We start from the raw sequence: 14235 nt of genomic DNA, 5'->3' as shown, positions 1-14235 counted from the left end.
GCGGCCGGTCGCCGCCGATCCCGGGTCGGGGTTGCACGTGTCGTTTCGCGCGTCGTCGCCGGTGGAGGTCGATGCGTTCTACCGCGCAGCACTGCAGCACGGTGGTCAGGACAACGGCGGCCCCGGCAAGCGCGAGCACTACGGCGCCGGCTATTACGCGGCGTTCGCCGTCGATCCCGACGGATACCGGCTAGAAGCGCATTGCGAACTCGACAACATCGTCTGACCCTCTGCCTCCAGACGCGGACGAACGACAAGGGCCCGATTCCGCATCTTGCGGAATCGGGCCCTTGTCTTTGCTGCATCGATGTCCGGTTCGCGACGATCGCCGCCGCCAGTCATGCGGGGCGATCGTATCGGCGTGCGCAGACCGGGAGGCTGCCGGGTTGCGCCGGCACCCGGCCCGCGCCACACCCGCGGTTACTGCGCGCCGCGCGTGCGCTGCAGTTGCTCGCCGAGCCCATCGATCCCGAGGCGTACCATCTGGCCGGGCTTCAGGAACACCGGCGACGGCTTGATGCCCATCCCGACGCCCGGCGGCGTGCCGGTCGTGATGACGTCGCCCGGTTGCAGCGTCATGCAGGCGGACAGATAGGCGATCAACTGCGCGACGCTGAATACCATCGTGCGCGTGTTGCCGTTCTGATAGCGGTGGCCGTCGATTTCGAGCCACAGGTCAAGGCGCTGCGGATCCGGCACCTCGTCGCGCGTGACGAGCCACGGGCCGATCGGGCCGAACGTGTCGAAGCCCTTGCCCTTGTCCCACTGGCCGCCGCGCTCGATCTGCCATTCGCGCTCGGACACGTCGTTGACGACGCAATAGCCTGCGACGTAATCGAGTGCGCGCGCTTCGTCGACATCCTTGCAGGCCGCGCCGATCACGACGCCGAGTTCGACTTCCCAGTCCGTCTTCACGGAGCCCTTCGGGATGTCGATGCCGTCGTTCGGGCCGCAGATCGAACTCGTCCACTTGCCGAACACCACCGGCTCCTTGGGCACCGGCATGCCGGCTTCGGCGGCGTGGTCGGCATAATTCAAACCGATGCCGATGAATTTGCCGACGCGGCCGACGCACGCGCCGATGCGCGGCTCGCCGGACACGAGCGGCAGCGTGGCCGGATCGATCGCGCGCAGCCGCGCGAGACCGGCGTCGGACAGCACATCGCCGGCAAGATCCGGAACGTGCGCGGACAGGTCGCGAATCCGGCCGTCCGCGTCGAGAATACCGGGCTTTTCCTGGCCGGACGGGCCATAGCGAAGCAGTTTCATCGTGCTCAACCTCTGTTGTCGAATGTGACAGGATACCGGCCGACGCAGCCGTTCACAGCCACGCGCCGGACTGAATGTCGATCGTCGATGGCGCGCGTCGGCGCCGTAGCCGGCAGGCCGTTCGACGCGCGAGGCTCGCGCGGGCGCAGCGATCGCGGCGCCGCACCGAAGTGCGACGCGCATCGAACGGGCGGCCGCCGGTCTGCGCATCGGCGACGACGGCCCGGCATCCGCGCCGTCGCTGGCCCGCCGCTCTTTGTACCATCCGCCGCCCGCAATGAAATGACCCGCGACGGATACCGACTATTGGCGCGATCGCCGGCGCTGCGGCGCAGCATCGGGGCTGCCGGCACCGTTGCGCGACGTCGAAATGCCTCGTCCCCGTCTGGACTGGGAGTGAACCAGCAATATTCGTTGTGACCCTGTCATCGGAAACGACCGTTGATCCGTTCTTGATCGGTAACGATTGGTAAAAACACGCTGCATTGCACACTGAAAGTTTGTTGTTAAGCTCGGACGAATGGTGCCTCATCCGTATCCGGAGCCAACGGACCCGTGTGCGACATCGGCCAGCGTGCGTCGCCTGCCGATCGGAAATCCACTGACCTCATACCCATGACGCAAACGACCAACAACCCGTTCTTTGGCAGCGACGCACGGGAGTCGATTGGCGCGACCGACCGCTATCGCGCGCCCGCGCTGGACAAGGGTCTCGACATTCTCGAACTCCTGTCGGAACAGAAGGAAGGACTCACTCGCACCGAGATCACGAAGGAACTCGGCCGCAACGCGAGCGAGATCTACCGGATGCTCGAACGTCTCGTGGCCCGCCGCTACGTGATGCGCTCGAGCGGCGGCGACCGCTATACCCTCAGTCTCAAGCTGTTCGCGCTCGCGCACCGGCATCCGCCGATGAACCGGCTGATCGCCGAGGCGTTGCCGCTAATGCAGCGTTTCGCCGATGCAGCCGAACAGTCGTGCCATCTGTCCGTCTACGATCGCGGCAATCTGCTCGTGATCGCGCAGGTCGACGGTCCCGGCACGTGGGGCGTATCGGTGCGGCTCGGCTCGCGCGTCGGGCTCGCCGACACGGCGTCGGGCCACGTGATGCTGTCGTTCCAGGGTAGCGAGCAGCGCGCGGACATGCTCGCCGAGCACCGCAAGGTCAAGGGCGAAGCGCCGATGAACGAGCAGGAGCTCGCGCGCGCGTGCCAGTCGATCCGCCAGTCCGGCTACGTGCGCCAGGACAGCCGGCAGGCGTACGGCGTCACCGACCTGAGCACGCCGATCCTCGGCCCGTCCGGCCATGCGATCGCGGTGCTCACCTGCCCGTACATGCGCCGGATCGATACCCACATGGCGCCGTCCGTCGATGCGGTCGTCGACGGGCTGCGCGATACGGCCGGCCGTCTGTCGATGTGCCGCGCGCAGACGTGCTGACGCGGGTTTGGGTCGACAGCTGCCGGATGAGCACGCCATCGGGACGCCGGGCAAGTGTGCATGCGAGAAGAGCCACGGTAGTGCAGGCTTGCGCGGGCATTCCGCGGGGCGTTGCCGGGCAGGCGCCGGCGCTACGCTAGAATAGCGGCCCTCTCAAAAACTACGGCGGCTGGCTGTCGCGGCTGCCGTATCCGATGGATGTCATGGCCAAACTTCTGAACGATCAAGAATTCCAGCGTTTCTCCGAACTTCAGCAGAAGCAGGCGAGCTTCACGATCACGCCCGAGGAAGCGGACGAGTTGCGCGACATCGTCGCGCGCGCGCAGCAGAAGCGCGACGATCGTGCCGCAGCGATGCAGGCGATCGAGAACTACATCGAACAGTTCGACATCACGCCCGACGAACTCTTCTCGCCCGAGCAGATCGGCGACGCCGCGCGCACCTACGGGCTCATCACCGCCACGAAGAAAGAACGCACGCTGCCGCCGTCGATCACGTTCAACGGCAAGCCGTACCAATGGACCAAGACGCTTCCGGACGACGTGCGCGCCGCGCTGTTCGACGCATTCACGTCCGGCGAGTCGGTCAAACGCTTCATCGCCATGCCGAAGGACACCGCACGCTGTGCGCTGACGATCGCCCGCCTCGAGCGCGAAACCGGTGGCATTTATGCCGAAACGCACCTCGAAGAACTCGCGATTTCCCGCGACCAGGTGAACGACGCAGCGGCAAAACTCGCTGCGTAAATCCCGCCTCGGGCACGGTTCATGCGTGCCCGCCCCGACGCGAACGCCGGCAAACACCGGCGCCGCGCCAGCCGGAGCACTCCGTTTCCGGGCTCCTGAAAAGTCTCACCTTGGTGTCCCGTAATCGCTCACCAGCACATCCCGCAAAAGCTCACCCAAAGCTCCCGGAGACGCTCACCTGCGTGTCCCGAAAGCCCTCACCGATGCGTTGCGCAGATGCTCCGCAAGCCCTCCCGGAAAGGCTCACCGGGACGTCCCGCAAGCACTCACCGCCAGTTCCCGGGAAGGCTCACCGAACAGCTCCTGTATCGGCTCACCTCGCGCGCCCCGGAAAAGCTCACCCTTTGCTCCCGAAAAGTCTCACCTTTTCGATATTCCCGATGCCGAAGGTGCGGGATGCGAGTGTCGGCGTACTCGAATACGCCGCTGGAACTGTCCACACGCGGATGTCATCGAAGCTCGCAGCAAACCCGATGCGAATGCCGTGTATCGGCGAATTCGCGGTTCCCACAAGTCACTGAGAGCCGCACCGCCTCGTGTATTCGACAGTGCGTCGATGCTCTGCATTCCGAATGCATACCGAATCGGCACAGTCAGCGGTAAAGGGGCGTCGCGGATACCGAGCGAACCGTACCGCCTCGCCTACCTGCGCATCCCCGCCCGGCCGGGCGCGCGTTACGCGCGACTATGGTTGCAGTTTCATTCTGAAGCCCACCACGCCCGGTTCCTCCGTCGTCGAAATCGCGAAGCCGCATGACTTCGCCAGCGAGATCATCGCAGTGTTCTCGCGCAGCGCTTCGCCGATCATCCATGCCGTGCCGCGCGATCGCGCATAGTCGATGATGCGGGTCATCATCAGACGGCCGAGCCCCTTGCCCTTCTGGTCGGGGCGCACCGCGATCGCGAACTCCGCGGTCTCGTTGTCGGGGTCGGCGACCGCGCGCACCACCGCCAGCGTATGCGACCGTCCCGACGCATCGGTGAACGCGACGATGAAGGCCATCTCGCGGTCGTAGTCGATCTGCGTCATGCGCGCCACTTGCGAGTGGTCGAAGCTGCGCACCGCGCCGAAGAAGCGCATGCGCAGATCGTCCGGCGTCATCGCACCCAGCAGCTCGTTGTGCGCTTCCTCGTCTTCCGGGCGGATCGGGCGGATCGTCACGGTCTCGCCGCGCCATTCGAGCGTCTGCTCGAGATGACGCGGATACGGCATGATCGCGAGCCGGCTGCGCCCGGTGGCCAGCGCGACGCGCGGCGCGATGATGTAAGCGCGATCGGACAGCACGCGCAGCGTGACCGACATCGCGACCACCTCGCGGACGTCGCATACGACTTGCGACAGCGCCGTCAGTGCACCGAGCGTCGGCTCGACGGGCGTGCGACGCGCATAGGGTGAACGCTCCATCACCGCACGAGCGAGCACCGTATTCAGCGGCGGCAGCCCGTACACGACGAACGGCGCCGATACACCGTCCGCAGGCGGCACGGCATAGCGGAACACCGGGCCGAAGTTCGAATCGTCGTACATGTCGACCGTGACGTCGACGACCCTGGCGCCGGCCGGTGCATCGGCCGGCTCGCCGTGCAAGCCGAAGTGCGACAGCCAGCGCAGCGCGGCTGCGCCGGCCAGTTCGTGCTCGCCGGCCTCAACCATCCGGCGGGCCTCGGCCTGCGCGGATGCAACGCACTCTGCCGGCTGTAGCGGCGTGCCATCGGGTGTCTGCATCAGCAACTGCCGCCCGAGGTTGTAATCGACGAGACGCGCGTATGCGCGCGCAAGCCGCTGCGGCGTCGTGTGTACCGGGATGCCGTTCGCGTGCAATGCGTCGCGCGTCGCCGCGTCGACCGCACCGAAGAAACATGCAAGGATGCCGCGATACGCATGCTGCCGCGATTCGATCAGCGTGCGCGCGACGGCATCGGCCGGTGCGCTGTGGGACGTCGAATGCACGACGAACAGCGTGCCCGTCTGCGGAAACGTCGCAAGCGCCTCGATGGCCGCACCGAAATGCTCGGGACGCGCGTCGTCGCCCAACGTCAGCGGATTGCCGGGCGCGACGAGATGCGGCAGCGCGGCCGCCACCGCCGAGGTTGCCGCCACCGGCCAGGCGGCCAGCACGTCGCGCACTTCGGCAACCGCATCGACCGCGAGTTTCGCGACGCCCGCGTCGCTCGTCACGAGCGTCGCCGCGCCGCGCGCGGCGACCCGCCCGACACCGAGCGTCTCGATCTCGTCGAGCAGATCGTCGAGCGCATCGACACGCACCATCCCCGCGCGCTGGAAAGCGGCCGTGTAAAGCGCATCGCCGGGATCCGCGCGCCCGGTGCGCAGCGCCAGCACCGGCTTGTTGCGCGCCGCCGCGCGCGCGGCCGACATGAACTTGCGCGCGGCGCACACCGTGTCGAGTTCGAGCAGGATCGCGCGCGTGCCGGGGTCGCTCGCCAGATAGTCGAGCACGTCGCCCGCATCGACGTCGGCCTCGCTGCCGAGCGCGACGACATGCGAAAAGCCGAGCCCCCGCGCATCGGCCCAGCCCAGCACCGCGTTTGTCAGCGCGTTCGATTGCGACACCCACGCAACGCCGCCCGATCGCGCCGCATAGGCAGCCGCGCCAAAATGCGCATGACGCGACGGTGACAACACGCCGAGGCTGCCCGGCCCGACGATACGGAGCACGAACGGCTTCGCGGCCTTGAGCGTGCGATCGAGCGCCGCGCGATCCGCGTCGGTGCGCGCCTCGCCGACAATCACCGCGACCCGCGTGCCGAGTTCGCCGAGCTTGCGCACGATGCCGGCCCACGTAGCGGGTGGCGTGCAGATCACGGCGACCGAAGGCGGTGCGGGCAATCTGTCGACATCGGCAACGACCGGATGCCCGTTCAGCTCGCGATACCTCGGATTGACGGGCCATACGGGCCCCTCGAATGCGCCGTCGATCACGCGCGCCCAGACGATCGCGCCGAAACTTCCCGCGCGCGACGATGCACCGACGACCGCAACGGACTTGGGCTGGAACAATGCATCGAGATGGCGGACGGTCACATCGGCTCCAAACGGTAACGAAAGACGACCCGACCGGTACACGGGCACGCATGGCCGTGCGCCGGTCGACGCGAACTCCAAGCATAGGCGAACCGGATGCGGCTGCCTATATGCCGAACGGCCGACTGTGCGGCGTACCTCAACGCTTGCAACATGGGCCCGTAACCGATGCCTTCGCACGACGTACCGGATGAAGGCAACACGATGCGGCGATCCGGCCGCGTCCTCCAAGGTGAGGATTTACAGGAGCCATGGTGAGTACATTCGGGAATGGCGCGATGCGCTGCGCCAATGCGCGAGCGGTGATGCCCGTCGGCAGTCCGCCTGCACCGCGAAGCGCGCGAATGCCGATGCGCGAGCACAACGTAATTGCCGGGCTGTTTACCGCAATTCGGCGCGATATCCGGCTGAATCGCAGTGAATTCGCAAAATGGAATCCGATAACCGCGCGTCATTGCCGTTCGATTCGCCGGCCGGAATCGCGCTGCAACGGCACAAAAACAAAACGGTGCGACGGCCGTTGGGCCGTTCGCACCGTCAGTCGACGCACGAAAGGTGAGGATTTTCGGGAGTCAGTCCTCGATCAGGAAACGCGCGCGGTTCTTGCCGAGCCACGCTGGTGCACGCCCGCGACCGCTCCACGTTTCGCCGGTCTTCGGATTCAGGTATTTCGGCGGCAACGGACGCTTCGGCTTTGCGGCAGCGGCGGCGCCTATCGGACGAAAGCCGAGCTCCTCTGCCGTAATGTCGAATTCCTCGATTTTGGCCCGAATAGCGGCAATCGCATCGGCAATCGCCTTTTCGCGTTCCTTGTCGATTTTTTGCTGAAGCCTTTCGAGCTGCGCAGTCAGTTGCCTGTAGGTCGCCATATGGATGGAATTCCGTGAGTGTTATTCATGAAAAATAGCCGACTCCAAGCGAATAGAAAAGCGCTTCTCCCGATTAACGTCCCTCACCCGGTCATTTCGGGATCAATAGCCGCTCTTCTTCTTGCATGCGAAGAGAAGATTTCGCACGGCGTCATCGGTCGACTGATCGAGGATGTCGAATTCCCCGTTGCAGATGGCGCGGGCATTGTCCGTGCAATTACTCCAGTCGTTGCCCGTGCACTGGACCTGCGTAGTCGGGCGCCCATCCGAAGTGAATAGCGGCGCACCGCCGCCACACCCGCCAAGCCCCGCGACAAGGGCCAACAATCCGGCCTGACGCCAATGCGTTCGAGGCCACCGACAGACCGACGCAAGCATGTGTTTCATTGTTCTTTCCGTCAACCATTTTTCTGAATCTCGCGAGTATGCCATGCGCTGTCTTCCACCGTTCAGTCGGGCGTCCGGTCAGGCTGGCCCCGCGTCTTGTACGGCAGCGCTCCGTGCGGATCGTCGGTGATGCGAACGAAAACCCGTTCGACGTCGGGAAGCGCGGCGAGTTCGCGTTGCAATGCCTGCCGATCGAATGCCGGATCCGCACACCCTTCGACATAAATGAAGCGGCGCTGCACGGTGATCCACAGGCTCGTGCCATGCAGGCGGCCGGTGCCGTCGAAATGGGCCTTCGCAGCCGCGGCGATCGGTGCGTCGTACATATACGAATTCGGCTTCGTGCAGCGGTGCGCGAGCCAGCAGGTCGTCCCGCGCTCGGCGCGGTAATGCGCGTCGTCCTCCATCTCGGCGCGGGTCATCCACGGGCCGAGCGGCAGCGGGCATTCGGCAAAGTCCTGCGACAGCGCCACGAACGGATCGTTGTACCAATTGCGCCGCGCCACCGGCGCGTCGGCATCACCCGACTGCGCGAACGCGGACGCCGCTACCAGGACGGTCATCCATCCGGCGATGCCGATGCATTTCATCGTTGTCTCCTGTCCGGTACTGCCACGGTTCGGCCGCCCGCTTGCGACAGCCCCCGCCGCGCGGCGCTATCGGTCGATGCCGAGCGCCGCCAGTTTCTTGTAGAGCGTCGCCCGGCCGATGCCGATGCGCGCGGCCGCTTCGACCACCTTTCCGTCGCAAGCCGCGAGCGCGTCGGTCAGGAACTGGCGCTCCCACGCGGCCAATGCATCGGTATACGAAACGACCGGCGCGTCGCCCGCGTCCCGGGCGGCGGCCGGGGCAGCAGACAGCGCGCCCGCCGGCATGCCGTCCGGCGACACGCGCACCGGGCCGAGGAACGGCGCGAGCGCACCCGCATCGATCACCGAGCGATCCGACAGCATCAGCGCACGCTCGAGCGTGTTGCGCAGCTCGCGCACGTTGCCCGGCCACGGGTATGCGCACAGCATCCGCAGCGCATCGTCGGTCAGTTCGCAATGCGCGGCGCGGCCGTGCTGGGCGGCCAGTTCCTCGAGCGTCGCGTAGACGAGCGCGGCAATGTCGGACGCCCGATCGCGCAGCGGCGGCGCGTGAATGGTCAGCACGTTGAGCCGGTAATAGAGATCGGCGCGAAAGCGGCCGGCCGCGACCAGCGCGGGCAGGTCGGCCGACGTCGCGGCGATGATCCGGACGTCCGCGCGCACGATCCGGTTCGAGCCGACCGGTTCGAACTCCTTGTCCTGCAGCACGCGCAGCAGCTTGCCCTGCAGCGGCAGCGGCATGTCGCCGATCTCGTCGAGAAACAGCGTGCCGCGATCGGCCAGCTCGAACTTGCCGACACGCCCCTTGCGGTCGGCGCCGGTATACGCGCCCGGCGCCGCGCCGAAGAATTCGGTTTCGAGCAGCGTGTCGGGAATCGCGGCGACGTTGACGGTCACGAGCGGCTGGAGCGCGCGCGCCGAAGCCGCGTGGATCGCATGCGCGAGCAACTCCTTGCCGGTGCCCGTCTCGCCGAGCAGCAGCACCGGCGAATCGACCTGCGCGGCGCGCCGTGCCTGCCGCTTGGTTTCGAGGCTCGCGGCACTCGTGCCGACGAAGCTCGCGAATGTGTACTTTGCGCGGCGCGCCTGCGCGAGCGAGCGCTGCGTCGCGATCAACTGCTGCTGAAGCTGCGCATAGCGGGAAAAGATCGGCGTAAGCGTCTTCAACTGGTCGAACAGCGCAAAGCCGATCGCGCCGACCGTCTCGCCCGCCTCGTTCTTCAGCGGCAGCCGGGTGACGACCAGTGGTTCCCGGCCCGTCTCCATGATGTCGAGCAGGATCGGCTGCCCGGTCGATACCACCTCGCGCATCAGGCTGTTCGGAATCACCGTTTCGCAATCGAGACCGACCGCCTGCTGCGGATCGGCGAAACCGAAGCGCGCCGCATATCGCTCGTTCATCCACACGACGCGCGCGTCGCGATCGACGACCACCGTGCCCGCACTCGAATCCTCGAAGGTTCGAAACAGCGACTCGGCAGCGCGCCGCAGCACGTCGCCGTAATTGACGGGCAGGCGAACCCAGTCGTTCATCATCGTGTCGTCGTCTCCGCGTATGCTTGGCCGGATGTCTCCGGATCGAGACGAATTATCTCACTGTGGAGACATGCCGGAATGCCTTGTCCGGGAAAGCCCTGCCCGATTCGGAGGGTTGTCCTGACGGCGGGATCGTCTCCATTCGGAGACGTTTTATGTAGAATCATCAGACATTGGCCGGTGCCGGCTGGCCGGCCAGCGTCGGCCCCATGTCCGGCGGCGCAATCCGGCCTATGGCACGAAACCTGCACGAACCTGAGCCGGTCCGCGACGCGTCGCGATCGAACAACAACCAAAGCCATTCAAAGCCATTAGGAGACTCCCTTGTCTTTCGTGATCGTCCTCGCCGCGCTGGCGTTCCTGATGTTCGCCGCGTATCGCGGCTACAGCGTGATCCTGTTCGCGCCGATCGCCGCGCTCGGCGCGGTCCTTCTGACCGAACCCGCCGCCGTCGCGCCGGTCTTCTCCGGGATCTTCATGGAGAAGATGGTCGGCTTCGTCAAACTGTATTTCCCCGTGTTCATGCTCGGCGCCGTGTTCGGCAAGGTGATCGAACTGTCCGGGTTCTCCGAGTCGATCGTCCATGCCGCGATCCGCTATATCGGCCGCTCGCGCGCGAATGCGGTGATCGTCGCGGTGTGCGCACTGCTCACCTATGGCGGCGTGTCGCTGTTCGTCGTGGTGTTCGCGGTGTATCCGTTCGCGGCCGAACTCTATCGCCAGAGCAACATTCCGAAACGGCTGATGCCCGGCGCGATCGCACTCGGCGCGTTCTCGTTTACGATGGACTCGCTGCCCGGCACGCCGCAGATCCAGAACATCATCCCGACCACGTTCTTCAAGACGACCGCCTGGGCCGCACCTGCGCTCGGCACGATCGGCTCGCTGTTCATCATCGTCGTCGGCCTCACGTATCTGGAATGGCGCCGTCGTTCCGCGATGGCGAAGGGCGAAGGCTATGGCACGTCGCTCGTCAATGAACCGGAACGCGTCGAAACGACGGCACTGCCGAATCCGGCGCTGGCGATCCTGCCGCTGATCCTCGTCGGCGTGTCGAACTTCGCATTCACGAAGCTGATCCCGCAATGGTACGGCGCCGCGTCGTACACGGTCGCACCGGACGTGCTGCCCGGCGTGCACGCGCCGGTCACGACGTCGATCAAGACCGTCGTCGCGATCTGGTCGGTCGAGGCAGCGCTGCTGCTTGGTATCGTGGTGGTCCTCCTGACCGCGTTCAAGCGCGTCAGCGGCCGCTTCGCGACGGGTTCGAAGGCCGCCGTCGCCGGCGCGCTGCTCGCCGCGATGAACACGGCATCGGAATATGGCTTCGGCGGCGTGATCGCCGCGCTGCCGGGCTTCCTCGTCGTCAGCGATGCGCTGAAGAGCATTCCGAACCCGCTCGTGAACGCGGCCGTGTCGGTCAGCTCGCTCGCCGGCATCACGGGTTCGGCGTCGGGCGGGATGAGCATCGCGCTCGCCGCGATGTCGGACCTGTTCATCAAGGGCGCGCAAGCGGCCAACATTCCGCTGGAGGTGCTGCACCGGGTCGTCGCGATGGCCAGCGGCGGCATGGACACGCTGCCGCACAACGGCGCGGTCATCACGCTGCTCGCGGTGACGGGCCTCACGCACCGCGAGTCGTATCGCGACATCTTCGCGGTCACCGTGATCAAGACGCTCGCGGTGTTCTTCGTGATCGCCGTGTACTACGCGACGGGCCTCGTGTAAGCATCCGCACCGGGCGGCGCGCCCCCTGCTGACAACGGGTAAGTTTGAGTTTGAAATCAAACTTTGGTGTTCCACTGACACCCCGTTGCACAGTAAGATTGACCGGAATCTCTAAAATCCTGGTGATGTTGCGCCACAGCACAATATGTGTTGTGGCGTCTAAAGCACTATTGGAGCTAAATCGCCGCGAGCAAGCTAGTTGCGCCCGCGGCGTTTTTTGCGTCACCTGCCGTCACCCTCTCAAGACCAGATGCGCAAACGAAGCGCGACAGAGCTAAACCATAACGTCACCGGTCGATTGTCGGCAGGGGTGAAGGCCGCCCGGCTGGCGCATCATATGTCTTTGGTCAACTTGGCTGAACTGACGGGTATCAGCCGGAACACCTTGTGGCGGATTGAAAACAGGAGCTCAAACGTCCGCTTGAGCACAGTCGATACGCTTGCGGAGTGCTTCCAAATCAATCCTAGCCAGTTGCTCGTGGCCCGTCCGGCTGACGGGCGCCTAAAACGACGATTGCCTTTACCGGAACTCGTGGCCCGGAACATTACGCAATATCGCGCGGATGCAGGTTTGTCGCAGGAGTCTCTCGGAAGCGCAGCAGGACTTGCCAGGAACTACGCCTCCTTAATTGAAGTCAGTGCGCCGGATATAACGATTGAGACTGTGGGAAGCATCGCTCGCGCGCTCGGAATTGACGCCTCACTTCTGCTCGCCGACCCTCGCGAAGGTGCCTCTTGACGACGGTTGAGAAGCCTCATTTGCGCCAGCCTCGCTCACTGTGCCACCACCTAGTTACTGCGTATCACAATGCCAACCACCTCGATGACGGCGCTGTGTACATCGCGCTGACCACATGGCAGCGCGTGCAGGGCACGAAATTGTCGCGAATATAGACGGCTATTTTTTGCGTGACCCTCACCCTCGAAAGTCGACCATCAATGGTGAAATTCTTCATGGACGGTCTGCAACCCTAGCAGACCAGTAATGCCCCTCTGTAGCTCGTAGGGCCAGCCGTGTAGGCACCCCGACCGTGATATTCGCGGGTCCGATGGGCCTGACAACCGCGGCCGGGCAGGTAACCTCCAGCTCGAACGGCCCGTAGTCGCGGCCGAAAACCCTGACGTTCAGTTCCTGGTTGAAACGAACCGCCCCGGGCTTTTGACTTACAATAAGCTCGTGTAGCGGCCCGGTCGGTTCGCTGGGCACGAGGCTAATTTCGACCGTGGGGTCATCAGCCTTATCAATATCAATCATCGCAAGCAACTGCGAGATATAACCCTGGTCGCGCAGTACGTCACCAAGGTCCGCTGGCATTGCAAGACCTAGGTCGAAGAAGCTGTCCAGCTTCCTGAGATTGTCAACCTCGGTCATGAAGGCACGCAATATCCGGAACCGCTCGCCGCCATCGACGATGCCCGAGCCAAAGTCCGATTCAACACCCTCGTGCGTGTACTGGACTCGTACCGGGATGGGCTTAACCATCAATTGAAGAATCTGCCGCAGCCGCGCAAAATGGGACAGCTGCCGAATAGGTTTCCGCTCCCATGACCGGAAGTCGAAGTTCATCGTGAAATCTGGGCTTTTCCCTACAAAATGGGCAGTCACGGTCACGCTCAGCATCGCGCCAAGGCAAGAGCCAGTGAAGCGAAAGCCCTTGTTGCCGTGCGTCGCGTTTCCGGAAAACTCGAGATACAACGGCACGCTCGCATCTGAGTCTAAGACCACTGTCATCGTAATTGGACGCGGTTGACTTGACACCTGCAGGCGAGTCACCGCAACGTCCCTAGACGGGAAGAGCGGCGAGCCCTCCATCCGCACGTCGAGCCCCTCGAAGACTTGGTCTCCGCCGTACTCCATCAACTCGCGCAGCGCCTCAACATCTTGACGCTTGCCTCGCGTTCCGACCACGAGCCGCCCCTCAACCGACTCTCTTGCCGTCAGTTCGGACACAGGCCCTGTTTCGCCCATACGCACCGATACGTTGAAGCGTGGGTCGAGTCTCTCCTGGCGTACTGCCTCCTGGCGACAAAAGACGGCCACCGCTCGCTGGATTGCTGTTGGTGTCTGCAGCGCAGGGAGATGGCTGCCAGGAGGTCGACCTGCACGCGTGCCGGCCTGCCACTCGGCATCCGCCTTGATACGCAGCAAGTCCGCAACTTCATAAGCGCCAGGGTCCCGGTCAATGAGGTCCGCGCATGTTGCACACGCCCAAGCTCGTCGGTGACCGCGGTGGCGAGTTTTCAGCTTATGACGCGAAGTGTATGGTGCGCGATGCATTGAACTACGACAACTCGTTCGAGCGTGCGCCCGAAGTGCTCAAAAACTGCGTGCGCGTGTACTACAAGGATGGTTTCACCATCGACATGCCCGTCTACCGTGAGACCGGTGAAGGCGACAATGCGCAATACGAACTCGCAGCGGCCAATTGGAAGCATTCTGACCCGGAGGCGGTCACCGAATGGTTCCAGGACAATGTTGTGCAAAAGAGCCCTGACACCGTCGATGGACGTCAGATGCGCCGCATGGTTCGCCTGCTGAAAGCATGGTCGAAGAGCCGCTCGTCGTGGGCATTGCCCAGCGGATTCGTGCTGTCAATTCTCACCAACGAGGTCTATCCGAGAGGCGG

At 64.5% G+C, this 14235-nt stretch carries 13 protein-coding genes; 6 read left to right on the top strand and 7 right to left on the bottom strand.

Annotated features, from left to right (window positions below):
- Positions 1 to 226 (top strand): VOC family protein (locus J7024_RS34100; protein ID WP_234745874.1); only part of this gene is annotated, 226 nt, incomplete at its 5' end.
- 194 nt (positions 227 to 420) lie between these two features.
- On the opposite strand, the gene J7024_RS34095 is transcribed toward J7024_RS34100, so the two are convergent.
- Positions 421 to 1269, bottom strand: a complete 849-nt coding sequence (locus J7024_RS34095) for an ureidoglycolate lyase (protein ID WP_124826690.1) — start codon at positions 1267 to 1269, stop codon at positions 421 to 423.
- A gap of 615 nt (positions 1270 to 1884) precedes the next feature.
- Here J7024_RS34095 and J7024_RS34090 point away from each other — a divergent pair.
- Positions 1885 to 2709 (top strand): IclR family transcriptional regulator, encoded by an 825-nt coding sequence (locus J7024_RS34090; protein WP_124826691.1) that lies wholly within the window; start codon positions 1885 to 1887, stop codon positions 2707 to 2709.
- Between the two features lie 194 nt (positions 2710 to 2903).
- Positions 2904 to 3455, top strand: a complete 552-nt coding sequence (locus J7024_RS34085; RefSeq protein WP_124826692.1) for a hypothetical protein — start codon at positions 2904 to 2906, stop codon at positions 3453 to 3455.
- Between the two features lie 685 nt (positions 3456 to 4140).
- Here the strand turns inward: J7024_RS34085 and J7024_RS34080 are convergent.
- The 5 genes from J7024_RS34080 to J7024_RS34060 all read right to left on the bottom strand — a co-directional run bounded on the left by J7024_RS34080 (position 4141) and on the right by J7024_RS34060 (position 9880).
- Positions 4141 to 6498 (bottom strand): bifunctional acetate--CoA ligase family protein/GNAT family N-acetyltransferase, encoded by a 2358-nt coding sequence (locus tag J7024_RS34080; protein ID WP_234745873.1) that lies wholly within the window; start codon positions 6496 to 6498, stop codon positions 4141 to 4143.
- Positions 6499 to 7070: 572 nt separating this feature from the next.
- Positions 7071 to 7367 (bottom strand): H-NS histone family protein, encoded by a 297-nt coding sequence (locus J7024_RS34075; protein ID WP_124826694.1) that lies wholly within the window; start codon positions 7365 to 7367, stop codon positions 7071 to 7073.
- A gap of 102 nt (positions 7368 to 7469) precedes the next feature.
- Positions 7470 to 7754, bottom strand: coding sequence for a hypothetical protein (locus tag J7024_RS34070; RefSeq protein WP_172441939.1), 285 nt, complete (start codon positions 7752 to 7754; stop codon positions 7470 to 7472).
- 62 nt (positions 7755 to 7816) lie between these two features.
- Positions 7817 to 8344, bottom strand: coding sequence for a BON domain-containing protein (locus tag J7024_RS34065; protein WP_124826695.1), 528 nt, complete (start codon positions 8342 to 8344; stop codon positions 7817 to 7819).
- 66 nt (positions 8345 to 8410) lie between these two features.
- Positions 8411 to 9880 carry a sigma-54 interaction domain-containing protein gene (locus J7024_RS34060; protein ID WP_124826696.1) on the bottom strand — a complete coding sequence of 490 codons (1470 nt, stop codon included), beginning with the start codon at positions 9878 to 9880 and terminating at the stop codon, positions 8411 to 8413.
- 324 nt (positions 9881 to 10204) lie between these two features.
- Here J7024_RS34060 and J7024_RS34055 point away from each other — a divergent pair, with 324 nt between their 5' ends.
- Entirely contained in the window at positions 10205 to 11608 is a 1404-nt protein-coding gene (locus J7024_RS34055) for a GntP family permease (protein WP_124826697.1), read from the top strand.
- Between the two features lie 250 nt (positions 11609 to 11858).
- Positions 11859 to 12347 (top strand): helix-turn-helix domain-containing protein, encoded by a 489-nt coding sequence (locus J7024_RS34050; RefSeq protein WP_175725630.1) that lies wholly within the window; start codon positions 11859 to 11861, stop codon positions 12345 to 12347.
- A 213-nt stretch (positions 12348 to 12560) separates the two neighbouring features.
- Here the strand turns inward: J7024_RS34050 and J7024_RS34045 are convergent, their stop codons facing one another.
- Positions 12561 to 13757, bottom strand: a complete 1197-nt coding sequence (locus tag J7024_RS34045; protein WP_234745872.1) for a hypothetical protein — start codon at positions 13755 to 13757, stop codon at positions 12561 to 12563.
- A gap of 47 nt (positions 13758 to 13804) precedes the next feature.
- Between J7024_RS34045 and J7024_RS34040 the strand changes: the two genes are divergently transcribed.
- A partial coding sequence (locus J7024_RS34040) for a cyclic GMP-AMP synthase DncV-like nucleotidyltransferase (RefSeq protein WP_442861912.1) occupies positions 13805 to 14235 on the top strand: 431 nt, incomplete at its 3' end.

The organism is Burkholderia sp. WTPI3, assembly GCF_021483755.1.
In the GTDB taxonomy this organism is placed as follows: domain Bacteria; phylum Pseudomonadota; class Gammaproteobacteria; order Burkholderiales; family Burkholderiaceae; genus Burkholderia.
Note: the sequence above shows the minus strand (reverse complement) of the source record. Positions and strands in the feature narration are given on the sequence as shown.

Bases quoted from the DNA above. Each gene is read 5' to 3' on its own strand.
- J7024_RS34095 (WP_124826690.1), bottom strand. From the start codon at position 1,269: ATGAAACTGCTTCGCTATGGCCCGTCCGGCCAGGAAAAGCCCGGTATT.
- J7024_RS34090 (WP_124826691.1), top strand. From the start codon at position 1,885: ATGACGCAAACGACCAACAACCCGTTCTTTGGCAGCGACGCACGGGAG.
- J7024_RS34085 (WP_124826692.1), top strand. From the start codon at position 2,904: ATGGATGTCATGGCCAAACTTCTGAACGATCAAGAATTCCAGCGTTTC.
- J7024_RS34075 (WP_124826694.1), bottom strand. From the start codon at position 7,367: ATGGCGACCTACAGGCAACTGACTGCGCAGCTCGAAAGGCTTCAGCAA.
- J7024_RS34070 (WP_172441939.1), bottom strand. From the start codon at position 7,754: ATGAAACACATGCTTGCGTCGGTCTGTCGGTGGCCTCGAACGCATTGG.
- J7024_RS34065 (WP_124826695.1), bottom strand. From the start codon at position 8,344: ATGAAATGCATCGGCATCGCCGGATGGATGACCGTCCTGGTAGCGGCG.
- J7024_RS34060 (WP_124826696.1), bottom strand. From the start codon at position 9,880: ATGATGAACGACTGGGTTCGCCTGCCCGTCAATTACGGCGACGTGCTG.
- J7024_RS34050 (WP_175725630.1), top strand. From the start codon at position 11,859: ATGCGCAAACGAAGCGCGACAGAGCTAAACCATAACGTCACCGGTCGA.